18 protein-coding genes are annotated in these 24,735 nt (G+C 49.2%); 6 read left to right on the top strand and 12 right to left on the bottom strand.

The window, feature by feature from the left end; translation table 11 throughout:
• Positions 1-2 precede the first annotated feature (2 nt).
• The 3 genes from L1285_RS03915 to L1285_RS03925 form a co-directional block, all read right to left on the bottom strand.
• A complete protein-coding gene (locus L1285_RS03915) occupies positions 3-1,199 on the bottom strand; it encodes a glycine C-acetyltransferase (protein WP_046003014.1) in 1,197 nt (398 codons plus the stop codon).
• Positions 1,200-1,371: 172 nt separating this feature from the next.
• Positions 1,372-1,929, bottom strand: a complete 558-nt coding sequence (gmhB, locus tag L1285_RS03920; protein WP_235411041.1) for a D-glycero-beta-D-manno-heptose 1,7-bisphosphate 7-phosphatase — start codon at positions 1,927-1,929, stop codon at positions 1,372-1,374.
• Positions 1,926-2,969, bottom strand: coding sequence for a glycosyltransferase family 9 protein (locus tag L1285_RS03925; protein ID WP_235411042.1), 1,044 nt, complete (start codon positions 2,967-2,969; stop codon positions 1,926-1,928). The genes gmhB and L1285_RS03925 overlap by 4 nt, the downstream gene beginning before the upstream one ends.
• A 2-nt stretch (positions 2,970-2,971) precedes the next feature.
• On the opposite strand from L1285_RS03925, the gene L1285_RS03930 reads away from it, so the two are divergent.
• Entirely contained in the window at positions 2,972-3,838 is an 867-nt protein-coding gene (locus L1285_RS03930; protein ID WP_235411043.1) for a 3-deoxy-D-manno-octulosonic acid kinase, read from the top strand.
• Between the two features lie 26 nt (positions 3,839-3,864).
• Here the strand turns inward: L1285_RS03930 and hldE are convergent, their stop codons facing one another.
• From hldE to L1285_RS03945, 3 genes are all read right to left on the bottom strand, one after another.
• On the bottom strand, positions 3,865-5,310 hold the full coding sequence (gene hldE, locus L1285_RS03935; RefSeq protein ID WP_235411044.1) for a bifunctional D-glycero-beta-D-manno-heptose-7-phosphate kinase/D-glycero-beta-D-manno-heptose 1-phosphate adenylyltransferase HldE: 1,446 nt from the start codon (positions 5,308-5,310) through the stop codon (positions 3,865-3,867).
• On the bottom strand, positions 5,307-5,900 hold the full coding sequence (locus L1285_RS03940) for a D-sedoheptulose-7-phosphate isomerase (RefSeq protein WP_235411045.1): 594 nt from the start codon (positions 5,898-5,900) through the stop codon (positions 5,307-5,309). Before L1285_RS03940 ends, hldE begins: the two co-directional genes overlap by 4 nt.
• 87 nt (positions 5,901-5,987) lie before the next feature.
• Complete coding sequence (locus L1285_RS03945) at positions 5,988-7,373, bottom strand: capsule assembly Wzi family protein (RefSeq protein WP_235411046.1); 1,386 nt, start codon at positions 7,371-7,373, stop codon at positions 5,988-5,990.
• 210 nt (positions 7,374-7,583) lie between these two features.
• Here L1285_RS03945 and waaA point away from each other — a divergent pair, with 210 nt between their 5' ends.
• Positions 7,584-8,855, top strand: coding sequence for a lipid IV(A) 3-deoxy-D-manno-octulosonic acid transferase (gene waaA / locus L1285_RS03950; protein WP_235411047.1), 1,272 nt, complete (start codon positions 7,584-7,586; stop codon positions 8,853-8,855).
• Positions 8,856-9,401 carry a DUF1415 domain-containing protein gene (locus L1285_RS03955; RefSeq protein WP_235411048.1) on the top strand — a complete coding sequence of 182 codons (546 nt, stop codon included), beginning with the start codon at positions 8,856-8,858 and terminating at the stop codon, positions 9,399-9,401. It begins immediately after the preceding gene.
• 30 nt (positions 9,402-9,431) lie between these two features.
• Here L1285_RS03955 and L1285_RS03960 read toward each other — a convergent pair whose 3' ends face one another.
• The 4 genes from L1285_RS03960 to L1285_RS03975 form a co-directional block, all read right to left on the bottom strand.
• Positions 9,432-9,752: a YdbL family protein gene (locus L1285_RS03960; RefSeq protein WP_235411049.1), complete on the bottom strand. Its 321-nt coding sequence runs from the start codon at positions 9,750-9,752 to the stop codon at positions 9,432-9,434.
• Positions 9,753-9,763: 11 nt separating this feature from the next.
• Positions 9,764-9,943: a YnbE family lipoprotein gene (locus L1285_RS03965; RefSeq protein ID WP_046003022.1), complete on the bottom strand. Its 180-nt coding sequence runs from the start codon at positions 9,941-9,943 to the stop codon at positions 9,764-9,766.
• A 15-nt stretch (positions 9,944-9,958) separates the two neighbouring features.
• Entirely contained in the window at positions 9,959-12,577 is a 2,619-nt protein-coding gene (locus tag L1285_RS03970) for an intermembrane phospholipid transport protein YdbH family protein (protein ID WP_235411050.1), read from the bottom strand.
• 105 nt (positions 12,578-12,682) lie between these two features.
• A complete protein-coding gene (locus L1285_RS03975) occupies positions 12,683-13,225 on the bottom strand; it encodes a hypothetical protein (RefSeq protein ID WP_235411051.1) in 543 nt (180 codons plus the stop codon).
• A 327-nt stretch (positions 13,226-13,552) separates the two neighbouring features.
• On the opposite strand from L1285_RS03975, the gene L1285_RS03980 reads away from it, so the two are divergent.
• On the top strand, positions 13,553-18,055 hold the full coding sequence (locus L1285_RS03980; protein WP_235411052.1) for a S8 family peptidase: 4,503 nt from the start codon (positions 13,553-13,555) through the stop codon (positions 18,053-18,055).
• Positions 18,056-18,458: 403 nt separating this feature from the next.
• On the opposite strand, the gene purL is transcribed toward L1285_RS03980, so the two are convergent.
• On the bottom strand, positions 18,459-22,343 hold the full coding sequence (purL, locus tag L1285_RS03985) for a phosphoribosylformylglycinamidine synthase (protein ID WP_235411053.1): 3,885 nt from the start codon (positions 22,341-22,343) through the stop codon (positions 18,459-18,461).
• 182 nt (positions 22,344-22,525) lie between these two features.
• Between purL and mltF the strand changes: the two genes are divergently transcribed.
• Together mltF and L1285_RS03995 are read left to right on the top strand one after the other, a co-directional pair.
• Complete coding sequence (mltF, locus tag L1285_RS03990; protein WP_235411054.1) at positions 22,526-23,914, top strand: membrane-bound lytic murein transglycosylase MltF; 1,389 nt, start codon at positions 22,526-22,528, stop codon at positions 23,912-23,914.
• Between the two features lie 118 nt (positions 23,915-24,032).
• Positions 24,033-24,197 carry a hypothetical protein gene (locus tag L1285_RS03995; protein ID WP_164488156.1) on the top strand — a complete coding sequence of 55 codons (165 nt, stop codon included), beginning with the start codon at positions 24,033-24,035 and terminating at the stop codon, positions 24,195-24,197.
• Here L1285_RS03995 and tadA read toward each other — a convergent pair.
• On the bottom strand, positions 24,188-24,709 hold the full coding sequence (tadA, locus tag L1285_RS04000; protein WP_235411055.1) for a tRNA adenosine(34) deaminase TadA: 522 nt from the start codon (positions 24,707-24,709) through the stop codon (positions 24,188-24,190). The two genes, L1285_RS03995 and tadA, sit on opposite strands and share 10 nt — an antisense overlap.
• Positions 24,710-24,735 lie beyond the last annotated feature (26 nt).

The raw sequence follows: 24,735 nt of genomic DNA on the forward strand, positions 1-24,735 counted from the left end.
GATTAAATCACGCCCAGTTCTTTACCGATGCGGATAAAGGCATCAATCGCCTTGTCCAGCTGCTCTGTGGTGTGTGCCGCAGAGATCTGAGTACGGATCCGCGCCTGACCTTTCGGTACAACCGGGTAAGAGAAGCCAATAACATAAATGCCTTCAGCCAATAGGCGATCCGCCATGTCTGAGGCCACTTTCGCATCGCCTAGCATCACCGGGATGATGGCGTGATCTTTACCCGCACAGGTAAAGCCTGCGGCTTCCATTTTACTACGGAAGTGCGCGGCATTTTCCCACAGCTTGTTACGCAGCGCCTGGCCTTCTTTCATCATGTCCAGTACTTTGATAGACGCCGTTACGATAGACGGTGCCAGTGAGTTTGAGAACAAGTACGGACGAGAACGTTGACGCAGCCACTCAACAATTTCTTTTTTACCTGAAGTATAGCCACCTGATGCACCACCCAGTGCTTTACCTAAGGTGCCTGTGATGATATCCACTCGGTCCATCACACCACAGTATTCTGGTGTACCGCGACCGTTTTCACCAACAAAACCAACGGCATGTGAGTCATCGACCATAACCAGGGCATCGTACTTATCTGCCAGATCGCATAGCTCAGACAGGTTACAAATAACCCCGTCCATAGAGAATACACCGTCGGTTGCGATCAGCTTGGTTTTTACACCGGCTTCATCAGCTGCGATCAGCTGCTTTTCCAGATCTGCCATGTCATTATTGGCATAACGGAAACGCTTTGCCTTACACAAGCGTACACCATCAATGATAGACGCATGGTTTAAAGAATCCGAGATAATCGCATCTTCCGGGCCCAAAATGGTTTCAAATAGGCCGGCATTGGCGTCAAAACAAGAAGAGTACAAAATGGTATCTTCCGTTTGCAGGAATTCGCTGACTTTAGCTTCCAGAGTTTTATGGATATCCTGAGTACCACAGATAAAGCGCACAGAGGCCACACCAAAGCCATGATCATCCAGGCCGCGTTGAGCAGCCGCAATCAGGTCCGGGTGATTAGCAAGACCTAAGTAATTGTTTGCACAGAAGTTGATAACACTTTCGCCGGTTGATACTGCGATTTCTGCTTGCTGCTGAGAGGTGATCACACGCTCTTTTTTGTATAAACCCTCTGCTTTTACTTCTTCAATCTGTTGCTGAAGCTGGCTGAAAAATGCCGCTGCTCTCATCGGGAGTCTCCATTAGTTGCACGGGGTGTGTGCGACAGGCACACACTGAAGCGCCGATATCATTTATTTTCAATACCGGCTGTGTCATTAAATTGGTTGCTTATATTTTAAAAGGTTCGCACCTTAATTGCACGGATTGTGATTATCTTGTTCGCAGACGCTTTGTAAACGCTTATGAGATAAACGGAGGTACATCAAGTACCTGACGCAATGTTCCACACACATAGTCGGCAGACGCGCGCACCTCCTCAGTGAACGTCTGACCCGACTCAACCAAGATCTTAGTGCGTACACCCGCGGCCTGTGCAGCCTGCATATCCGAGCCTTTATCGCCGACCATCACGCTGCGTGTCGGGTCGATGTCATGCTCTTCGATGGCCTGCAGCAGCATACCGGGATTCGGTTTGCGGCATTCACACTCACGCAGATACTGTGGTTGCGCTTTTTTCGGATGATGAGGGCAAAAGTACACGCCTGAAATCGACACGCCATGGGCCAGAAACTGCTTGCACATCCAGTCAGTGAGCTGTGCAAACTGAGCTTCATCATAATATCCCCGGCCAATACCTGACTGGTTGGTCACCACCACCAGCTTGTAACCCTGAGCCTGAAATTGCTGACATGCCTCAAACACCCCATCAATAAACTCAAAGTCCTCGATTTTATGCACGTAGGCATGATCCTGATTGATTACCCCGTCCCGGTCCAGAAATACCGCTTTGTGTGTCATAATTGTTCCTGTTTTACTACCTGGTCGAACATCTGTGTCACCCGCTCCACTGAGATTTGGCTCATCAAATCACTGCCTTTTAAACGTGTCCCCCATTTAAGCTGCTGTGCACTTTTGCCTTTTTGTGCCATCAGGTTGTCATGGTACACCTCGACCACATAATCCTGGTACAAATACGGACCAGTGCGTTTGGGGTTTGAATGCGCATACAAACCAATGACTGGCGTGCCAACCGTTACCGCCATGTGAGCAGGTCCGGTATCCGGTGCCAGCACCAGTTGCGCCTGCGCCAGCACACACAGTAAGGTTTTAAGTTTGGTTTTGCCCACCAGATTGGTGATATCGCACTGTGCATGCGTCAGGATGGCATCACTGAGCTTGCGCTCCAGCTCGGTCGGTCCACCTGTCAGCACCACGCTAAACCCCTGCGCTGCGGCATAATCAGCCAGCGCGGCATAACGCTCTGGCAGCCAATTACGTTCTGCTTTACTGGCAGCCGGAGAAATGACGAAAATGCGCGTCAGGCCTTGCAGCAGTTCACGGGCTTGCTGCTTATCCGCCTCGCTCACAGGCATATCCCATGTTGGTGCGTCACACTCAGCCCCGATGGCGCGGGCAAAATCCTGAAACCCTTCCAACACATGGGGCTCATTCTGTGGAGTGATCCGCTTGTTGATCACCAATGAATGCAGTTCTTTAGAGCGGCCTTTATCAAAACCAATTTTGACTCGGGCGGGGATGCAACGTGCAGCCAGGTTGGCGCGAAACGCCACTTGCATATGCAAAAGGACGTCGAACTTGTGGCCTTTAAAGTACGCCCTAAGCTGCTTAAATGCAGCCTTACCTTGTTTCTTGTCAAAAATAACAAACTCAACCCCAGGCATGTCTGCCAGTAGCATGGCTTCAACTTTGCCAATCACCCAGGTGACTTTTGCCTGTGGATGCGCGCGCTGGATGGCCTGAACAGCCGCAACGGCATGACACACATCACCGATGGCTGAAAGACGGAGAATACAAATGGAAGAAATTGCCTGAGACACACATGTCGCCCGTAACTGAAAATAAGCACCCGATCTTAAATAAAACCCACTATTTTGCAACCTATGAGATTTTCCCCGACAAGAAAAGTCGTTACACTGGGCGTTTGTCGTTGCAGTGCTACCTCAGAGAAGTCATGTTAAAAATAGAACAACACCCTAATCACTACTTGCTGCGTACCCGCCATACGCCGGAGTCTTTGTCTTCGGACTGGTTCGATGTGACGTTCTGGCAACGGCAAAACGCCGTTGTGACCTCAAAACAGGGGCGCGCTGCGGCCTGGTTCGTGCGCTATGCAACGCAACAGGTTGCGGTCCTCAAACACTACTGGCGCGGGGGCTTAATTGGTAAAGTGCTTAAAGATCAATATCTGTTCACCGGTCTGAAAAACACCCGCGTGTATCTCGAGTTGGACTTGCTCACTCAACTTGCCAGCCTGGGCTTACCAGTTCCAACGCCGCTGGGCGCCAGAGTCACCGTGTCGGCAGGTATTTATCGTGCGGATATTCTGACGGACGCCATCTCAGGCGCACAAAGCTTGTGTGAAAGGCTACAATCAGCACCGCTGCCGTCGCAGGACTGGCAGCAAGTCGCAACCACGCTGGCACGCTTTCATCACGCCGGAGCCTATCACGACGATTTAAACTGCAACAATATTTTGTTTGATGATCAGGGCAATGTCTACTTGATTGATTTTGACAAAGGCGCGCTCAAAATGCCTGCAAAAGAATGGCAAATGGCCAACATTGAGCGGCTCGCCCGTTCGCTAAAAAAAGAGGCATCTCGTTCCACACAGTTTTTCTGTACAGAGCAGGACTGGCAGGGTTTTATTGATACTTACCAGGGTGCAATGACAAAAAAGCCGGCGTAAACCGGCTTTTGCATTGTCAGACAAGGCTACTCAGTCTCTCTGGCCTTGGCAATGATATTGGATGTGGAGCATCCGTCGAGAAAGGCTAACACCTCAACCTGACCGCCCATGGCAAGGACATGATCGGCACCTGCAATTTCTGACACCTGATAATCCCCGCCCTTGACGAGAATATGCGGGCTGATCTGTTCAATCAGCTTAGCCGGTGTATCGCCCTCACTTTCTTTACCAAACGGGATCACCCAGTCGACTGACGCCAGCGCCGACAGCACCATAGCACGCTCATTGAGCGGATTGATTGGCCGCTCTGGCCCTTTCAGTCTTGAAATAGAGTCATCGTTATTGAGACCAACTACCAGCCGGTCGCCCCTGGCCTTGGCTTGCGCCAGATAACGTACGTGTCCGGCATGCAGAATATCAAAGCAGCCATTGGTAAACACTATGGTCTCGCCGTTTTGTTTGGCAAACTCGATGTGCTTGAGCACTTCTTCATAAGGCGTTTGATAATGCTCACCGGTTTGACGCAGATACTGCCCCAGTTTACGGCTCAGCTCCTCCGGGGTTACGGTCGCAGCGCCCAGTTTAGCCACGGCAATCCCCGCCGCTAAGTTGGCCAGCTCCACCGCTTCACTGGGCGAAAACCCGGCACCCAGCATAGTTGTCAGTGTTGCAATCACAGTATCACCCGCGCCGGTGACATCGCTGACTTCCTGCACCTGAGCGGCAAAATCATGCTTCTCATGTTGCGTGATCAACGACATTCCCTGCTCAGAGCGCGTCAGCAACATAGCGCCAATGCCGGCTTGCTTTATCAAAGCCCGGGCACTGCTCGTCAGTGTCTCTTCGTTGCTGGCGTCTCCTCCGGCGAGACGAAACTCATTGAGGTTTGGCGTTATGTAGTCTGCGCCACAATAGCGGCTCAGATCAGACGATTTCGGGTCGATAAGCACCGTTTTACCGGCCTCTTTGGCGACTTTAATCATCTCTTCAATACAGGTTAACGCCCCTTTGTTGTAATCCGAAAAAAGCACAAAGTCATAGTGTTCAACAACTTGCTCCAGGCGTGTCAATAACAGCTGACTGTGGGAGTGGACAAAGGGCTCCTCCAAGTCCAGTCGTACCACCTGCTGATGACGACTGATCACGCGCATTTTGGCAATCGTCGGCAGCTCAGCTACGGTAACCAGTTGTGAGGCAATCTTTTCTTTTGCCAGGATAGATTCCAGCTGGCGGCCATTGTCATCTTCACCAATTAAGCCCAGTAGTCCAACCTGACCATCCAAATGCGCAATATTTTTCGCCACATTAGCCGCGCCGCCCGCCTTGTCTTCCAAACTACTCACCTTAACCACCGGCACCGGCGCTTCAGGTGAAATGCGGCCCGTATCACCATGCCAATATCGGTCGAGCATCACATCACCGACCACCAGAACCTTAGCCTGGTTTAAGTTTCTCAATGCACTCAGATTCATACTGACTGCTCCGCAATCACCATATCGACTGCTTCACAGAGCCAGTGCCCGATAAACATGTGGGCTTCCTGAATACGTGCGGTTTCATCGAAGTCGATGATGATTGGCAATCTGGCGATGTCTTTTACTGTGCCGCCAGTACGGCCTGTCAGTGCTACCGTATAGGCACCAATCTCGTTCGCCGCCTGTAATGCCAGATTAATGTTCTCACTGGTTCCTGACGTTGTCAGGCCAATCACCAGATCTTGAGGTTTACACAGCGCCTGTACCTGGCGCTCAAATACGGTATTAAAGTGATAATCGTTGCTGTGCGCCGTTAAGATTGACGTATCTGTAGTCAAAGCAATGGACGCCAGCGGACCACGCTCAAGCTTGTAACGAACCACAAACTCGGCAGCCAAATGCTGTGCATCAGCCGCACTGCCGCCATTACCAAACCAAATCACCTTACCACCCGCATCTAAGGTTGTTTTGCAGGCGGCCAGTAGTTCTACAGACTGGGAGTGATAATCGGCCATTTTTGCGAACAACGCCATATGTCGCTCTAAGCTGGCCTGATAGCTTTGTTTGATGTGATCATTGATTGACATAGTGATCCTTAATAAATAATGCGACTCTGTATTCGTTGCAAAGTCAAAACTAACCCGTGTTAAATAAAATGGTAACGCTGTGTGTCGCTACCAGTATACATTGACAGATAGCCAAGTGTAGTTTTCGCCAAACACATCTTTGCCGTAGGTCAGCGATGTCTCTACCTGCTTGTCGTAGAGGCGCCGGGTGTTCGAAATTTGAAGCTGTCTGGCTTGCTCATAATTTCGAATAAATACGATCTCATTAGCCTCAAAATAATTACTATTTTTAACCGTAGATAACTCAATGCGCCACATTGAGTCAGTGTTTTCCCGGTAGGTCATTTCAACAAGGTGGGCTTTGCTAGGCACACCATCTTGAAAGCTGCTCTGATTAGCAACTGCATGCCCAACCACAAACCCGTCAATTGTGTTGCCGTTCGCGGGATAGATGTAATTCCTGTACCACAAGCTGTGCATGTTGGAATATTCATATCTAAACGTCAGGCTTTTTGTCAATACAGGCAGATAGAAGCCAAAATTAGAGGCTATATTACCGAACTGGTAGTTCTTATGCTCTTTGGTGTCTTCTCCACCGTATTCAAGGTACCACTCTATTGGCATCAACCAACTCGTTTTAAACACAGATGTGATACTTGCCCATTGATCGCCCAATTCTGCGTCAGAACTGCCCACTTTTTCGAAATTATCATTTCCAGCGGGGTCGAAATACGCTTTAACAACGTCTTTAAAACCGACCTCACGTGGACCACCGCCAAATTGCATCATTCGATTGATACCAATCTTCCAATTATCCAAAGGCTCGAAACTGATGTGCGTACCCGCAAGTTTAGGTGTGCCATCATGACGCTTATCCTGATATAAAATCCCCTCTTCTACATGTTCCAGCTCGGAATAGAAAAGCTCAAAATCAAAGTTCCACCAATTATCTAATGGCAGATTTAATCCTAAAGATGCTGACAATGGTGTCTTGGCATTGTTTGAATACACTTGAGCAGCATGCTTGAACGGCGAGAACCAGTGCTCTTTGTAGCCTAAAGTAAGTTGTAAGTTATCTCCACCTATGGCGTAGAACGTATTGTAAGGCACAACCTTGCCTGCATCGACACGATATTCTGCGCCGATTTGAACCAAGCTTGTGTTACTGCCGCGCCAGATCCCATCGAATGAGAGCTCTGCATACTCGCTACTATAATTTCCTCGGTCATTCGCTAGCTGTTGTACGTCGCCAGAATCCACTCTCAGCTTAATGCCACGACGAGTAATTGCGTCTCTTTCAAGGTACGGAGCCAATCGCGTTTTAATATTTTGATGTAAGACTGGGTCTACATGCGCAAGCTCAGATAAGGTCTTATTAATTTCGGTGATCCGATACGGCTTAGACATTGGCGTGGTGCCGGTCAAAGCAAACATCTGGTCAATCTGATATTCCAGGATGTTGTCTTTACCCAAAGGTAAGAATGCCGTTGGCATTGCAAAAGCCTGCGCTGCACCTAGCAGACACAATGAAGAAAGCGTGATAGTACGAAAGGACAACGTAAAACCTTTTAAAGTTGGAGATTTTGCCCGATTTTAGCAAATTCCCACCCGCTGAGCACCAAGGCAACTGTGATAATTTGTACGTGTGTTATCGCTTTTTCAGGCCGACAAGTTAAAATAAGCGTTTTTATACTGATGGCTGCCATGATCCGACATTTATATTCTCTGCTACTGCTGGCATTGTGCCCTCTCATTGTATTGTATCTCTACGCTATCAGAGGAAAAAAGAATCCGCACTATAAAGCGCATTTCTCGGAGCGCTTCGGCTCAGTGGCAAAAGAGCGTGCAGAGCAAGCAATCGTTATCCACTGCGCCTCGGTAGGAGAAGTGCTGGCCGCTACGCCGCTTATCAAGGCGCTTCTACAAGAACATCCGAATGATGCATTTGTACTGACCTGTAATACCCCAACGGGCCGCGAACAGCTCAATCAGCTATTTGGCAACAGTGCGCGAGATATCACCATTTGCTATTTGCCAATCGATTTTGCCTTCGCGACGCGACGCTTTATCCGACACTTGCGGCCAAAGGTATTATTGGTACTGGAAACTGAGTTGTGGCCAAATCTGTTTTATTATGCCAACCAGGCACACTGTCCGGTTGCCCTCATCAATGCCCGTTTGTCTGAGAAATCCTTCGTTGGATATCAAAAAGTTGCCCCTTTGAGTCGATTTTTAATGCGTCAGATTGGCAGACTGGCCAGCCACAACCAGGATGATGCAGCGCGCTTTGTAAAGCTGGGACTGGCTCAGGACAAAGTCACGGTGACGGGCTCAATCAAGTTTGATATCGCACTGGATGATAGCCAGCAGGATAAAATTGACGATATTAAGGCACAACTTGGCACACGTCCCGTTTGGGTCGCCGGTTCCACCCACCCTCTCGAGCACGAGCAGGTATTGGCAGCGCATCAGCAACTGTTAACTCAACTGCCCGATGCGCTGTTAATTATTGCACCTAGGCACCCGGAGCAGTTCGACAAAGTCGCGGCCTTAATTGAAGCTCAGGGGTTCAGCTCTAGCCGCCGCAGCCAGACATACACAATACCATCCCAGGTGTTGCTGGCAGATACTTTGGGCGAGCTAAAGCTATTATACGGGTGTGGGCAAATCGCCTACATTGGCGGCAGCCTGATTGAACGTGGTGGTCATAATCCACTTGAAGCTGCTGCCTGCTCGGTTGGCGTGCTGACCGGGCCCCACACTTATAACTTTGCCCACATCTATCCGGAACTGTTTGCACTGCAAGGTGCCATTGAAGTGGCTGACTCACACCAGTTAGCCGATACTTTATTGGCGTATTTAAGCTCAACGCAACGTGCAACAGAATTGGGTGCACAGGCACAGGCTTGCCTGGCCCGCAACCAGGGCGCCATTGCGCGCAGTGTTACTCTGATCAACTCTCTTTTGGAAAAATAAATGCACCATATTGCCGTCAAAGCGATGCAAAGCTGGGTCAGCTCAGTGATCGTCAAATACAACTTTTGTCCGTTTGCCCGCAAGGAAGTTGAGCAAAACGCGATTCACTATCGAGTCTGTGAGTCGCAATCCCCCGAAGATGCCGTGATGGATATGCTCGATGAGTGTCAGGCACTGACGCAGACACCTGAGCGCGAAACCAGCCTGCTTATTTTCACTCAGGGCTTTGCTGATTTTGACGCATTTTTAGATTTGGTTGACCTGGCAAACGCGCTGCTGGTTGCACAGGGTTATGAGGGGATTTTCCAGCTTGCCAATTTCCACCCGGATTATGTGTTTGCAGATGCGCAAGAGGACGACCCCGCCAACTACACAAATCGTGCGCCCTACCCGGCTTTGCACGTGATCCGTGAAGCCAGCATGGCTGAAGCACTGGAAAGTTATGATGATCCCGAGTCAATTCCGGATAACAATATCCGACTGGCACGCAGAAAAGGGGCCGCGTTTTGGCAGCAGTTACTGCACCAGTGTCTGCAAGAGAAATAAAAGTCAGGGCGGATTATACCGCCCACACTGTTACTTTTTAACCCACTTACCGTCTACTTTCACAAAGTGACCGGGTGCCGTTTTGGCAAAGGTTTTCTTGGCAGCCATCACTTCAACCTGGCTCAGGCTGATGCCGTTTTTCTTGGCCAACTGCTGATACTTTGCTTTGCGCTTGCTGTTTACTTCCTCTACCAGCTTGTTCACTTCGCTGTTGCCCTTAATCACACCCAGATAGCCGGTTGCGGTTTCGCCAACTAAGCCCTGGGATTTTGCATCATCCAGAGAAATGGCCAATACCGAAAAGCTCATGCAAGCTGCGGCAATCGTGGTGAGTAACTTAGATGCGTTCATGATCTGGCTCCTTAGAATAGTTCACTGTCATCGCTGAACAGATCGTCCAGCTCTTTGTCGACCTTAACACGGATCTCATGGTCAACTTTGACGTTTAAGTTGATGGTGATTGGCTCTTTGGTTTCTACCTGTACTTTATGTGTACAAGCCGATACCAAAACAGCGAACACCAAAGTTAGCATCCATTTCATGCTGAGTTGCTCCTATTAGTTTAAAGCTTTTTCCACTTCCTGAGTAATTTCATCGCTCAGGCGCAATGCCCTGAACAGGGTATAAATATTTTCACTGTGCGTATAATTAAAATTCACAGGCTGTTTTTGCTGCTTGTTTTCACCGGCAATTTTCACAGCCAATTCCAGCTGCCCGTCTTGTGCCATATTCACGTCAGCACTTAATGTTTCAATACTCAACTCGTCCAGTACACCAAACACCGTTTGTAATTCCGGACGCTGAGCCTTTAGGGCATTGAATGATGCATTATCCTCTACCTTGAGCATACTATCCACCACATTGCTGAGATAGCCATCACGGATCTCGGCCTGCCCGTTGCGTATAAACACCGGCAGTCTGCCGGATACCTGGCCATGTAGCTCAACGCCAGACTCTCGGCCCACTTCTGAGATCAGCATCAGGTCCAGGTCGCTGGCCGTCACCAAAAGCTCCTGATCTTGCTTACTCAGTAAGATTTGTTCAGCCGCTAACTGGCCGCCAAATACATTGGCCCTGAACTGACGCAACACCGGCATATTGCTGTCTGAAGTTATCTGACCTTGTACGTCTGTCAGCACAGCCCCCGAGCGCACTTCGGTGATACTCAGTGGCGCAGGTTCAATCATCAGCTCACCCGCATGCCACTTTCCCTTCATTGGCAAGTCCAGCTCCGACACATAATGGTGCTCATATAAAAACGCGGCGTCATCCACATTCATTTCAAAATCAAAAGTCTGGCGCGTCAGCTCACCCGTAACCTGAGCATTGATCAGACCCTGCTCAATTTTAAGTTTAGGCACAAATTGGCTGGCTAATGACTGCAGCGCCCCCAGACCATGATCGGCCAGTGTCAGGGTAAATGGCATTAACCCAGCTTCCAGACGATGCGCCAGTTGTAACTCCAGGTTATCCAGGGTCAGTGTATGATTCAGTGCCAGTTGCTCACTTCCCTCAATACTGCCGCTACTTTGCATGGCCACATCTCTGAGCACCAGTTGAGGGTGCGCCAGCAACTCAATCACCGAGCTGCCCGTGAGCAGACCAACCGGGCCCTCGCTGTGCAATTGACCTCTGAACTCAAGCTGCTGATGCAAGTCTTTGCCTCTTACTTCCTGGCGTTTGAATGAGCCAACCCGAATATCGCTATGGACGGTAGCTGCCAGCAAGGCATTGATATCGCCATGTCCCATGATGCTCAGATTGCGCCCCTGTACGCCACTGATCAGATAACGCTCTACATCGGAATTGAGCTGCCATTGCAGCAATTCAAACGGGGCTTTTGTCGCTGAATCATCTTGCTTAGCCATATCGAATGTGGCTTGACCAGACAACCTGGTCGAAAGCGCCGCCAGGCTCAGGTTTTCTGCTGTCACAGTCTGTGCCTGGGGTTGTACTGCAAAGGTTAAATTTAACTGCTCTGTGACTGTGCCCAGCAACGCAAACTCGCTGCGTAAAGTTAAGTCCTGCCAGTTAACAGGCAGCTCAGCCGGCGCCTGCGCCACCTCAATGGTGACTGTGCCCTTGCTATCCAACTGTGTACCGACAAGCGACATATCGACTTGTGCCTTCAGCAAATTAAGCGCGTCGCTTTGATGTGAAAGCATCAGTATACTGCGCACCTGCTGTCCGGGAACCTGATATGTCAGATCACTGAGTGTGACTGACGTTACGCCATTGCCATCAGACACACGCAATTCTGGCAAGCTTACCTTATCCGCATTCAGTGTCACCGGATCGGTAATTTGGGCTCGCCACTGTGCCGACCAAAGGCTGTTTTGCCAGGACTGTGGGAGCTTTGCAAGCAGCGACTCACACTCAGGCACGCTCACATCGACAGGCAACTGGCTCAGATCCACCTTGCCACTTTGATTACTCAGATCCCACCGCCCGGCGATCTTGCCATTGACCTGGATCTCAGGCTGGCACTGAGGCAAGGCATAGCTCAACGTGCTCTGTAACTGAATATCTGCGTTGACCGTCAGGCCATCAAAACGGGTTTCAACAACCCCTGTCAAAGTCGATACTTCCACAGGCAAGTTGGCCTGACGCAACACATTCTGTACAGCGGGGCTAGATAGTTTCAACGCACTGAGCAGTTCAGTATCATACAAGTCGATATCGGCTTCTACATCCCCGCTGATAGTAAACGCAAAGTCATCGCGCTGGGTTACGCTCAGGTTCAGCGGCGCTGGTAACAAGAAACTCGATACGGTGAGTGCCTCAATCTGGAGTGTCGGCATGCCCTCTGGCAAATCAAGCTGTAAAGGCGCAGGCGTATGCGCCACCTCAGTGTCGCTTGCAGTCTCAACCGCACGATGGACCACACTCATACTGCCCACCTGCAAATGGTCGCCGTCAAAAGTGGCATTACTCAGCTCCACCGTTATGCCATCACTGCGCCAGCACAGCCGCTCGATTGCCAGTCTGTCCCAGCTATCGACAGACCAGTCTAAGCACTCCAGCAAGCCCTGTTCTTCAGTCAGTATTTGCTTGCCAATGGAGAGTGTCAGTGGCACGCGAAAATAATAAACAGTGATCCCTATCGTAAACAGGGCAAATAACAGAATAAGAAAAAAACGCCGCATCGCTATCAGGTACTTATTGAAAACTTGCATAAGTGTAAGTGATCTTGGTGGCGATGTAATGTCTGCCACAGTAAGAAGATGTAAAGTTTGCAAAAGTCCCTTACAGGTTTGTTACCTGCTGGTCAGTAAATTCGCTTACAACTGGCCCTGTTCCTTTAGTTCTTCGAGCCGCTCTCGCTCCGCGAGGATCATTTTGATCATATTGACGCGAATATCTGCTTCCAGCTGCTTGTATTCAGACAACTGCTGTTCAAGTAATGCGATTTCGTCCACTTTAGCGCTGTCACGGTACTGCTTTAATCCTATGTGCTCAACTGGTACTGAGTCTGTTGACGCTTCTGTTTCTTCGTTTTGTCGTATTTGCAAAGGGCGCTGCTGCACAGATTGTATCAGCTTACTGAGCTGTGCCTGTAGTTTACGGATCAACGCCTGGATAACTTCCATAGCTTTTTCCAGGTCCTCATAATCCTCTTTGAATACCGGGTTATCTTCTTTGTACTGCCCCGCTTCTTCGTCTAGCTCTTTTGACAGCAGTGGGGGGATGACCTCAGCTTTTTTGCTATCCTGAGTCTCTTGTTGAGCATTAACATTCAACGCCTCATCGCTGTTACTGTGAACTGGTGCATGCGATGCCGGCTTGTGTGCTAAAGCACTGCCTGGGTGTATTTGTATGTCCATACTCACTCCTTGATTGCCATTATTGGACACCGGTTTCTTGCGACCGGAGTACCTCTAATTCAACCATTGTATCGGTATTTACATAAAAAACTTAAGGACAGAAAGTATAAGGGGCAAATAATACTAAACCATGAACAAGGTGAATTTGTGGGCAATAAAAAGCCATTTCTCTCGTGTCTGTACCTAAATATTCCGTTCCCTTTTTAATTACTGCGTATTTTATATGCTAGACTACCTACAGTCATACAAACCAGATATACATAAAAAAACCCAGGTTTTCCTCTATACCGACGCATAAAAAAACCAATTAACAGGATAGAAAGCAATATGACTCATTTTACTAAACTAGGACTGTTCGGGATTTCATCGTGTGCGCTTGCCATATCAACGGCTATACCTGCAAATCAAAACCCGCTTATGGAAAAGCTAGATAGCACAAGAGATCAAGCTTACCTACACATTAGTTCAGAACAAAACAAACTCGAGTCCCCAGCAGATGCAAAAACAGCTCAACCTCGCTTTATCATAGAACTAACAGCGCCACCTGTGCTGCAAGAAAAAAACCGCCTGAATAAGTTAAGGCCAGGAGGAAATGACGCAGTTTCCCCTTCCTCTGAGTATTACAAATCCAAGTTATCACTTGCTCAGGAGCAAATTAACACACAACAAAAACAAGTCACATCTCAGTTGCACAAACTCTCCAGCAGTATCAAAGTAGTCAGTCAATTCAGTAACGTAAGCAATGCGCTGGTTATTGAAGCCGACAAAAAACACATAGCAGCAATAAAAAAATGGCCTTATGTCAAAGACGTGATTGCAGACGAAATTGAGTCATTAAAGCGCACTATAGAAAAATCGCACCAGGCGCCACTTAATGCCAAAGCAATTACTGAGCACATTCATGCAGGTGACACGAATTACAATAATACGGCACTAACAAGCAGCCCTGTTTCAACAGTAAGTCATCACTCAGAATACACAGGTGAAGGCATAACAGTCGCAATTATTGATACTGGTATCGACTATACTCACCCGGATTTGGGAGGGTGCTTTGGTATAGGATGTAAAGTTGTCGCTGGCTATGACTTTCTTAACAACGATAATGATCCAATGGATGAGCATGGCATGGGCACTCATGCAGCCCGTATTATTGGTAGTAACGGCACACTAAAAGGCGTTGCACCAAACGTCACTTTCCATGCTTACAAAGTGCATGACTCGAATCTCGGTTATAATGGATTCAGCAGCAACGTCATTGCAGCACTCGAACACTCACTCAATCCTGATGGCGATATTAACACCAATGATGCTGTCGATATCGTTTTAATCAACTACACCTCACAAGTCGATACAGGCCATCCGCTCAATAAGGCTGTCAACAACGCCGTTGATGCAGGTACTATTGTCGTTGCAAGAGCCAGAGGCAATAAATACGGAACTCTGAACAGCACATTTCCTGCTAATGCTGAAAAAGCCATAACCGTAGCTGCAGCAACTGAAGACGGTCAGATACCCGAATATTCTGCAAAAGCGATGGCGACCGAAAAATTCAGTAAACCCGAGATTACCGCATTAGGTGACTGGGTCGAAACGACGCTGCCGTCCCAACAGGGAAACTGGAGGACAATAGTACCATCAGATCGTATAGCTGCTGCTCATGCAACAGGTGAAATTGCTTTACTAAAACAGGCAAAACCTGAGTTAACCGCGAAACAAGCCAAACAACTTTTAGCTGCGGGTGCCGATGACCTGGGGTTAGACCCGCTTGCACAGGGCCCTGGCATGCTGAATATAGAAAAAAGCCTGCTCACGACGACAAGCCTGGATCAGAGTGCGCTTTTCCTTGGTACACTAGATAAAAGCCAGGCTAGCTGGTCAAGTACTCGTCCGTTTACCATTTTTAATCACTCCGACAACGCAAGAACCTACCAACTGGCGTTGAATTCTGAATTACCCAGCGGTACAGAACTCACTCTCTCCCATAACGAAATCACTGTACCGCCCAATAGCTTTGCTTCCGTTGAAGTAGCAATACACATTGCGGACACGAGTTCATTGGCTTATGTCGAGCACCCCAGTGGGATTTATCATAGCAGAGTCGAAGTAATTTCCGGCGATGACGACATTTCACTGCCCATCTATTTTGAGCATACACGCAAGCTGACCGTCACAACTAACACACCTTACTCTGTTTCCGTAGGCATAACAGATAATGACAAAGAGCGTAGATTTGTAGTAAACCGCAATCATCCTCGGACCATAAACGTGTCATCTGCGAATATATTTGCAAACGCCATTTACCATGGCATCACCACTCACGATATTGGCTGGATGACGTCAATGCCGCAAAATTTACTGGGCGCATCATCACACCATCTTTCGGTGACGTATCATGATCATATCTTGTTAGATATTCAACAACTCAACAAACGGGTCTATCTCGCATCAGCGACACACCCAGATTTTGGCAACCAACTCGGCAACTTAGACTTTTTGTCTGGCGCGATTAAAATTGAGCATCCGAACTATACGAGCAGCCAGACAAGCAGTGACCGAGAGAATTATTATGCGATTGGAGATACGGATGACAACACCAAGGTGATTGTCAGAAATAATTATAAATATAACGACCCGACAGCCCATGGGAACGAAATAAGCCACTTTAGTTACGAGCATGAGATAGACGGTAATAGCCCCCAAAACACCCCTTTAGATATAGATTTTGCAGCGCTTACCCCAACCACGGTAAAAATAGAAACAGCCCATCAAGCCACTCACTATGTTATTTACGATTACGGCTTTGGCGTTTATCAACCACTTAATAATGCAACCGAATTAAAACTATATAGCTCTGCTCTGCCTGAGATAGGTTATCGCTCAATAGCTGTGTATAACGAGACTGACGACAAGCCAGGAAGATCAACGCTTGTAAGCACCCCAAGGTTTAGAAGAGTGGACGATAACCATATCGAGCGGCACCCGCACGGTGATCAGCAATATGCATTGCTCCCAATAGAAAACCACACGCTTAGACTAGAAGGCAAAGGACTTTACTTAGCCTCAGGCATAGAAATCTCCGACTCAGAAGTGACATTTTACGACTTCCCTTTCAAAGATATAATGGGAAATGGCTACTATCAGAAGAGCTATTATCAGTTTAATTGTATAGCGGATGATGGGTCCCAAACGCAGCTATCTGCTGGCATTTTTGATTTTGAACATGGCTTTGTGGCATCAAAGCCTATTACCCAATGTGATAACCTGAGATTTACCATTAAATATAGCAGCCAGTTGAATGGCAATACAGCTGATTCCGAACTGTCTTTTCCCGCAAATGATCCGCGTGTGATCAGGTACTTAAATGGTACAAAACTTAAACATGGTGATGTATTCTACGCTCAACCTATTGTAGACAAAATAAACTCTAGTCTTATCTTCTCCCCACAATATGGCTTGTACATCAATAATGTGGAAATTAAGATAGGCAACGATGAATGGAAAAGCGTTTCCTTTACCAGAGAGAGCGCCGCAGATATCGTAGTTCCTTTGGAGTTGCCCGATGGTAGTCACACTGTTAGTGCAAGATTCACATCCGCTGACGACATCATTTATACCTATGCGTCATTATTCCAAATCGGTGCAAATGCGGGCAAAGTTCACGATGCCGATAGTGATGGTATGCCTAACGATCAAGACCCCGATGATGATAACGATGGTTACCAGGATTCAATCGACGCCTTCCCCTACAATCCTAACGAATGGTTAGACACTGACTCCGATGGATTAGGAGACAATACCGACACGGACGACGATGGTGATGGCTATCAGGACGTTGAGGATAGCTTCCCACTTGACCCATTAGAGTGGCAGGATACCGATAATGATGGTGTAGGTAACAATAACGACGACGATGATGACAATGATAGTTATGAAGATACCAGCGACGCGTTTCCACTCGACCCAACAGAATGGCTGGATACAGACCAAGACAATATAGGTAACAATGCCGACCCAGACGATGACAATGATGGTGTATTAGATGCAAACGATGCTTTTCCTTTAGATGCCGGAGAATCAGTTGATACAGACGGCGATGGTATTGGCAACAATACCGACACCGATGATGACAATGACGGCGTATTAGATTCGAATGATGCTTTTCCTTTAAATGCCGGAGAATCAGTTGATACAGACGGCGATGGTATTGGCAACAATACCGACACCGATGATGACAATGACAGTATCCCTGACGCAAATGATGCATTCCCTCTGGATCCATCAGAGTCTGCGGATACTGACAACGACGGCATTGGCAACAATACCGATCCAGATGATGACAATGATGGCGTATCAGACCTGAATGATGCATTTCCACTCGATGCGACTGAATCAGTTGATACGGACACTGACGGTATCGGGAACAACGCTGACACCGATGACGACAATGACGGTGTGTCAGACCTGAACGATGTATTTCCGCGCGATGCATCTGAATCGGTTGATACAGACGCTGATGGTATTGGGAATAATGCTGACACCGACGACGATAATGATGGTGTGGCTGACCTGAATGATGCGTTTCCACTCGATGCGTCTGAATCGGTTGATACGGACGCAGACGGTATAGGGAATAATGCTGACACCGATGATGACAATGATGGGGTTTCTGACCGTGACGATCGTTTTCCTCTTGACTCAAGTCGCTCTTCGGCTTCAGTCAGCACAAATGGTGACAATGCCACATCTTCCTCTGGAGGTGGTTCATTAGGCTTTTTCTCACTGCTCGGGGCGCTTTTACTGACATTAAGACGAGTGAAACGCAAATCGTAAGGTATGAAAAAGGTCGCGTAAGCGACCTTTTTAATGAGTTAACAAAGGCCGTGCAAACTAACTCGTCCTGACGCTGTGGCCCGGTACGTTACGCTGTAATCGTCGCCCGTGAGATGTCACCTCTCCACTCTTGTCAAGGGTATCGCTGCCAAGAGTTCGCTTTCTTCAAGCAATAAAAAAAGGCCACCGAAGTGACCCTTTTCTTTTCAGCTAGTTGAGGCAGTGCAGACTAATTAGTCCTGAAGCGGCGACCCGGCTTTTCGTCCCTGAAAAGCGTTCGACTAACTGCGAAACTTCGTTTCGGTCACGAGGGCACTGCATATTGATTCGTCCTGAAGCGGCGACCCGGCTCGTCATCCAGACTGACGTAATACACGCTGCGAAACGTTGTTTCGGTCGTGTTTTACCCCACGTTCTTACGTGCATTACGGAACATGCGCATCCACGGGCTGTCTTCTTTCCACTCGTCCGGGTGCCAAGAGTTAGCCACAGCACGGAATACACGCTCTGGGTGTGGCATCATCACTGTTGCACGACCGTCAGTTGAGGTAATACCTGTAATACCTTCTGGTGAACCATTCGGGTTGTTCGGGTATTGCGTGGTTGGCTTACCAAAGTTATCAACGTACTGAACTGCTACTGTGCCAGACTCAAGTGCGGCTTTCACCGCTGCGTCGTTGGCAAACTCAGCATGACCTTCACCGTGTGAGACTGCGATTGGCATACGAGAGCCAGCCATGCCCTGGAAGAATACCGACGGGCTTTCTTGTACTTCAACCAGGCTGAAGCGTGCTTCAAAACGCTCTGACTTGTTGGTTACAAAACGTGGCCAGTGCTCAGTGCCCGGGATCAGCTCTTTCAGTGTTGATAGCATCTGACAGCCGTTACACACACCTAAGCTGAAGGTGTCCTGGCGTTCAAAGAAGGTTTGGAACTGGTCACGTGCCATGTCATTGAACAGGATTGACTTAGCCCAACCTTCACCCGCGCCCAGTACGTCACCGTACGAGAAGCCACCACAGGCTACAAGGCCTTTGAACTGCTCTAGCGTCAAGCGACCTTCCAGGATGTCACTCATGTGTACGTCGACTGCGGCGAAGCCTGCACGGTTAAAGGCGGCTGCCATTTCAACGTGTGAGTTAACGCCTTGCTCACGCAAGATTGCCATCTTAGGTTTAGCACCAGTTGCAATGTAAGGTGCTGCTACGTCTTCGTTTAGGTCGAAGCTCAGTTTTACGTTCAGACCAGGGTCTTTTTCGTCAAACTTGGCATCAAATTCTTGCTTAGCACACTCAGGGTTATCACGCAGTGCCTGCATCTTGTACGTGGTTTCTGCCCAGATAGTACGCAGTTCAGTACGGGTATTGGCAAGTACTGCTTCGCCGCCACGGTTGAAGATCACTTTGTCTTCAGTGTTTAGTGCACCTATAGTGTGGCTGATTGCCGCAAGGCCGTTATCAGCTAACACGGCTTCAACTGCTGCAAGGTCGGAATTTCGAACCTGGATCACAGCACCCAGCTCTTCGTTATAAAGCGCTTCGATGTCAGAGCCTGTCAGGCTATCCAGGTTTACTGTCACACCGGTGTGACCTGCGAAGGCCATCTCAGCGACCGTTGTGAATAGACCACCGTCTGAGCGGTCGTGGTAAGCCAGTAGCTTCTCGTCGGCTACCAGCGCCTGCATCGCGTTGTAAAAGCCTTTTAACAGCTCAGGGCTATCAACGTCTGGCGTCTTGTCACCCAGTTGCTTGTAAACCTGTGCCAGGCTTGATGCACCCATACGGTTTTGACCTGCACCTAAATCAACTAAGATCAGGCTTGAGTCACCTTTATCAGTGCGAAGCTGAGGTGTGACTGTTTTACGAATGTCTTCGACACGGCCAAATGCAGTGATGATCAAAGAAAGTGGTGCTGTTACCGCTTTGTCTTCACCGTTATCTTGCCACGTGGTCTTCATTGACATGGAGTCTTTACCCACAGGGATAGTCAGGCCAAGTGCTGGACACAGCTCTTCACCTACCGCTTTAACCGCCTCAAAAAGACCTGCGTCTTCACCCGGGTGACCCGCTGCTGCCATCCAGTTTGCAGACAGCTTGATGTTCTCAAGACCACCAATGTTTGCGCCAGCAATGTTCGTCAGCGCTTCTGCTACTGCTAAACGTGCAGATGCACCATAGTTTAGCAGTGCCGCAGGTGTGCGCTCACCCATTGACATGGCTTCACCGTGGTAAGTATCAAACGCCGCTGCTGTTACTGCACAGTTTGCAACTGGTACCTGCCAGGGGCCAACCATTTGGTCACGTGCTACTAAACCAGTAACCGTACGGTCACCAATGGTGATAAGGAATGTTTTCTCAGCAATGGTCGGCAGACGAAGTAAACGCTTAGCTGCTTCTTCAACGTCGATGCTGTCAGTGTTCAGGGCTTGGCCTTCAACTTGCTTTGACTCAACGTCACGGTGCATCTTAGGTGCTTTACCAAGTAGTACTTCAAGCGGAAGATCGACCGGGTTGTTATCAAAGTGGCTATCCGCAACGGTCAGGTGACGCTCTTCAGTTGCTTCACCGATTACTGCGTATTGTGCGCGCTCACGCTTACAAATTTCTTCAAAACGTGCAAAGTCTTCTGCCGCTACAGCAAGCACGTAACGCTCTTGTGATTCGTTACACCAGATCTCGTGCGGTGCCATGCCCGGCTCATCGTTCGGGATGTTACGCAGCTGGAATTTACCACCACGACCACCGTCGTCTACCAGCTCAGGGAATGCATTAGAAAGACCACCCGCGCCCACATCGTGGATAAACGCGATTGGGTTTTCGTCACCTAGCTGCCAGCACTTGTCGATCACTTCCTGACAACGACGCTCCATTTCCGGGTTTTCACGCTGTACAGAAGCAAAATCTAAATCTTCGTTTGACTGACCAGAAGCCATGGATGAGGCAGCACCGCCACCCAGACCGATGTTCATCGCCGGGCCACCCAGTGCGATTAGCTTAGCGCCAACCGGGATTTCACCTTTTTGCACGTGCTCAGTACGGATGTTACCCAGACCACCTGCCAGCATAATTGGCTTGTGGTAACCACGTACCTCTTCGCCATTGTGGCTATTTACTTTTTCTTCGTAAGTACGGAAGTAACCCAGCAGGTTTGGACGACCAAATTCGTTGTTAAACGCCGCGCCACCCAGAGGACCGTCGATCATGATGTCGAGTGCATCAACGATACGGCCAGGCTTGCCGAAGTTGCTTTCCCACGGCTGCTCAAAGCCCGGAATACGCAGGTTAGAGACGGTAAAACCAACCAGACCCGCTTTTGGCTTAGAACCACGACCGGTTGCGCCTTCGTCGCGAATTTCACCACCAGAACCGGTTGATGCGCCTGAGAATGGCGCAATCGCCGTTGGGTGGTTGTGGGTTTCTACCTTCATCAAGATTTCAATATTCTCTTGATTGTAGCTGTACTCACCGTCTTTGTTTGGGAAGAAACGACCCGCTTTAGAGCCCTTCATAACCGCTGCGTTATCTTTATAAGCAGACAGGACATTTTCCGGGTGCGTCTCAAAGGTGTTTTTGATCATTTTGAACAGCGACTTAGGCTGCTCTACGCCGTCGATTGTCCAGTCGGCGTTAAAGATTTTGTGACGACAGTGCTCAGAGTTCGCCTGTGCGAACATAAATAGCTCGATGTCGTTCGGGTTGCGACCCAGCTTGGTGAAGTTTTCAACCAGGTAGTCAATTTCGTCGTCCGCTAATGCGAAGCCTTGTTCAACGTTTGCCGTAACCAGCGCTTCACGGCCACCGCCAAGAATGTCTACAGACGACATTGGGCGCGGCTCTTCTACGCGGAATAACTGACCCGCGTCTTCCAGTTTGCTGTGCACTGACTCGGTCATGCGGTCGTGCAATAGCTTAGCTACCTCAGCTGTCTGCTCTGCGCTTAGCGCGCCCTCAACATAGTAGGCAATACCACGCTCTACGCGGTGTACTTTGTCCAGACCACAGTTGTTGGCAATGTCTGTGGCTTTAGAAGCCCAGGGCGAAATTGTGCCAATTCGCGGCGTCACTAAGATCAGGGTTCCTTCAGGCGCATGTTCGGCAATGGTCGGGCCGTACTTTAAAAGCTTGCTCAGCTTGTCCAGTTCAGACTCAGAAAGTTCCGCTGTCAGATCGGCAAAATGCATGAACTCGGCATACACGCCAGTGACTGGCAATTGCGCATCGTTACAGCTTTTAAGGATTTTTTGAACTTTGAAATCAGAAAGTGCAGGTGCACCACGTAGGATCAACATAGGTATTTTCATCCGGGGTTAAGGATTGAACGATATTTTGGGCCGCCATTATAGTCGATTTGGCCCCCTTATTTAACTCAAATTTAGCAATTATCGAAAAAAAGCCCCTTCACAAAAGCGCCGTTAATTGCGAGCATGGAAGCCTCTGTCACCCTAGTTTAACCCGGAGCCAAAAGTCACTTATGCGTTTGCTTTCCTCTGTGCTGGTACTGTGCATGCTGCTGTTGTTAAGCAGCTGCGAAAAAATGCCTGCCACACAATTACAAAAGATCAAAGCGCAACAAGCGATCCGCATTGGCACTTTAGTTGGGCCCGCCACCTTTTATCAGGGCATTGGCGGTGAACAGGGATTTGAATACGAGCTGGCAGAGCAGTTTGCTGATGAGCTGGGGGTTGAGCTACAGATAGTGCCCTTTTTCAGCCTGAAAAAACTGTTTGAGCGCCTGCAAAGTGGCGACCTGGACATTGCCGCAGCCGGACTCACTTACCATCCACAGCGTGCCGAGCATTTTCGGTTTGGCCCCAGCTACCGGGAGATCAGCCAAAAGCTGGTGTTTAAGCAAGGCAATACCCGGCCACGTAACTTTGCCCAGTTAACCGGCCCGGTCACTGTGCTGGCTAACAGCCACCATGTGATCTCGTTGCAGGTGGCACAGCAGCAGTATCCCGAACTCAGCTGGCAAAGTGTGGATGACCGGGATCAGGAAGAGCTGCTGCAAGGGATCATCGACGGCGACATACAATACACTGTGGTCGACTCTCACTCACTGGCGCTGTTTCGGCGCTATCACCCCAATGTCAGTATTGCCTTTTCTGTCACTCAATCCGATCCGGTAGCCTGGGTCTTGCGCAATGACAAAGACGATTCTTTGTATGCTTTGCTGCCGCCATTCTTTGCCCGAATGCAACAATCTGCGCAGCTGGCGGCGCTCGAAGAAAAGTACTTTGGCCATGTTCAGCGCTTTAATTACGTCAATACCCTGGCGTTTGTTGAGGCAAGCAAAACCACGCTGTCCAAATATCAGGACTGGTTTATGCAGTACGCAGAGCAACATCAGCTCGACTGGCGATTACTGGCCGCGCTGAGCTATCAGGAGTCGATGTGGAACCCCAGGGCTAAATCGCCCACCGGCGTACGCGGGATCATGATGCTGACCCAACGCACAGCCAAGCAGGTGGGCGTAACCCATCGACTGAAACCCGAGCAAAACATTCGTGGCGGCGCACGCTACCTGCGTAAGCTCATTAACCGCATTCCCAAACAGATCAGTGCACCAGACAGAACCTGGTTTGCCCTGGCTGCGTATAACGTCGGGTGGGGTCATGTGAATGACGCGCGTAAACTAACCCTGCGTCAGGGCGGCGATGCAACCAGCTGGGCAGAGGTGAAAAAACGACTACCACTGCTGACTAAAAAGCGCTACTATCGAAAGACTAAATATGGATATGCGCGCGGCGATGTGGCAGTAACTTATGTAGATAATGTTCGCCGGTACTACGACGCCCTGATCTGGTTAGACGAAAATGGGGCCCTTCAAGCCAATACGGACTCAGAGCAACCCACTCACTGATCTGCAAGGCGTCCAGTTAGGTATCCGGTGTGAATTTCAGCGCCTGTCATCAGGCTGACACACTATTACGATATAGCTGTCGCGCGTAGTTGTTCTCTCACTAAAAATGGAGGTTACGATGCTAAGAAGACGTCGTACTCATCAATTTAAACGTAATACGCGCAACACCAACCCAAACCGTCGCCGTGTTATGTTACGCAACATTCACCGTAAAATTTTATTACGCCGCCGCATTTATGCGTTGATCCAAATCGCGGCAGACGAAAGAGCGGCTCAATCCTGAGCCGCCTCGTCGTTTAACCCCGCCTGACGGGCTTTTTTCTGCGCCTTGATCTCTTTACGGCGACGACGGAAAAACGCCGACAACTTTTCACCACACTGCTGGGCCAATACCCCACCTAATACTTCAACCTGATGATTCAGTTTCGGCTCTTGCAGCAGATTCATAATAGACCCTGCGGCACCTGTTTTGGCATCCGCTGCGCCAAACACCACCCGCTTAATGCGGCTGTGCACCAGCAAACCGGCGCACATAGGGCAAGGCTCTAACGTCACATACAGGGTGCAATCCACCAGCCGATAATTCTCGACGCGCTGACCGGCATCTCTAATCGCCAGCATCTCGGCATGCGCGGAAGGGTCATGACAACAAATCGAGCGGTTCCAGCCTGCGCCAATCAGCTCACCGTCTTTGACCACCACGGCGCCAACCGGGATCTCATTTTCCTGCTCGGCCTTGTCGGCATACTCCAGTGCCTGCTGCATCCAATAAAGATCTTGCTGTTGTTCGTCCACCTGTGTGCTCCTGGGTACAAAATGGA

Origin of the sequence: Pseudoalteromonas sp. DL2-H2.2, assembly GCF_021532535.1 — a bacterium.
Lineage (GTDB): Bacteria > Pseudomonadota > Gammaproteobacteria > Enterobacterales > Alteromonadaceae > Pseudoalteromonas > Pseudoalteromonas rubra_A.

Bases quoted from the DNA above. Each gene is read 5' to 3' on its own strand.
- L1285_RS03915 (WP_046003014.1), bottom strand. From the start codon at position 1,199: ATGAGAGCAGCGGCATTTTTCAGCCAGCTTCAGCAACAGATTGAAGAA.
- gmhB (WP_235411041.1), bottom strand. From the start codon at position 1,929: ATGACACACAAAGCGGTATTTCTGGACCGGGACGGGGTAATCAATCAG.
- L1285_RS03930 (WP_235411043.1), top strand. From the start codon at position 2,972: ATGTCGCCCGTAACTGAAAATAAGCACCCGATCTTAAATAAAACCCAC.
- hldE (WP_235411044.1), bottom strand. From the start codon at position 5,310: ATGAATCTGAGTGCATTGAGAAACTTAAACCAGGCTAAGGTTCTGGTG.
- L1285_RS03940 (WP_235411045.1), bottom strand. From the start codon at position 5,900: ATGTCAATCAATGATCACATCAAACAAAGCTATCAGGCCAGCTTAGAG.
- L1285_RS03945 (WP_235411046.1), bottom strand. From the start codon at position 7,373: ATGCCAACGGCATTCTTACCTTTGGGTAAAGACAACATCCTGGAATAT.
- waaA (WP_235411047.1), top strand. From the start codon at position 7,584: ATGATCCGACATTTATATTCTCTGCTACTGCTGGCATTGTGCCCTCTC.
- L1285_RS03955 (WP_235411048.1), top strand. From the start codon at position 8,856: ATGCACCATATTGCCGTCAAAGCGATGCAAAGCTGGGTCAGCTCAGTG.
- L1285_RS03960 (WP_235411049.1), bottom strand. From the start codon at position 9,752: ATGAACGCATCTAAGTTACTCACCACGATTGCCGCAGCTTGCATGAGC.
- L1285_RS03965 (WP_046003022.1), bottom strand. From the start codon at position 9,943: ATGAAATGGATGCTAACTTTGGTGTTCGCTGTTTTGGTATCGGCTTGT.
- L1285_RS03970 (WP_235411050.1), bottom strand. From the start codon at position 12,577: ATGCAAGTTTTCAATAAGTACCTGATAGCGATGCGGCGTTTTTTTCTT.
- L1285_RS03975 (WP_235411051.1), bottom strand. From the start codon at position 13,225: ATGGACATACAAATACACCCAGGCAGTGCTTTAGCACACAAGCCGGCA.
- L1285_RS03980 (WP_235411052.1), top strand. From the start codon at position 13,553: ATGACTCATTTTACTAAACTAGGACTGTTCGGGATTTCATCGTGTGCG.
- purL (WP_235411053.1), bottom strand. From the start codon at position 22,343: ATGTTGATCCTACGTGGTGCACCTGCACTTTCTGATTTCAAAGTTCAA.
- mltF (WP_235411054.1), top strand. From the start codon at position 22,526: ATGCGTTTGCTTTCCTCTGTGCTGGTACTGTGCATGCTGCTGTTGTTA.
- L1285_RS03995 (WP_164488156.1), top strand. From the start codon at position 24,033: ATGCTAAGAAGACGTCGTACTCATCAATTTAAACGTAATACGCGCAAC.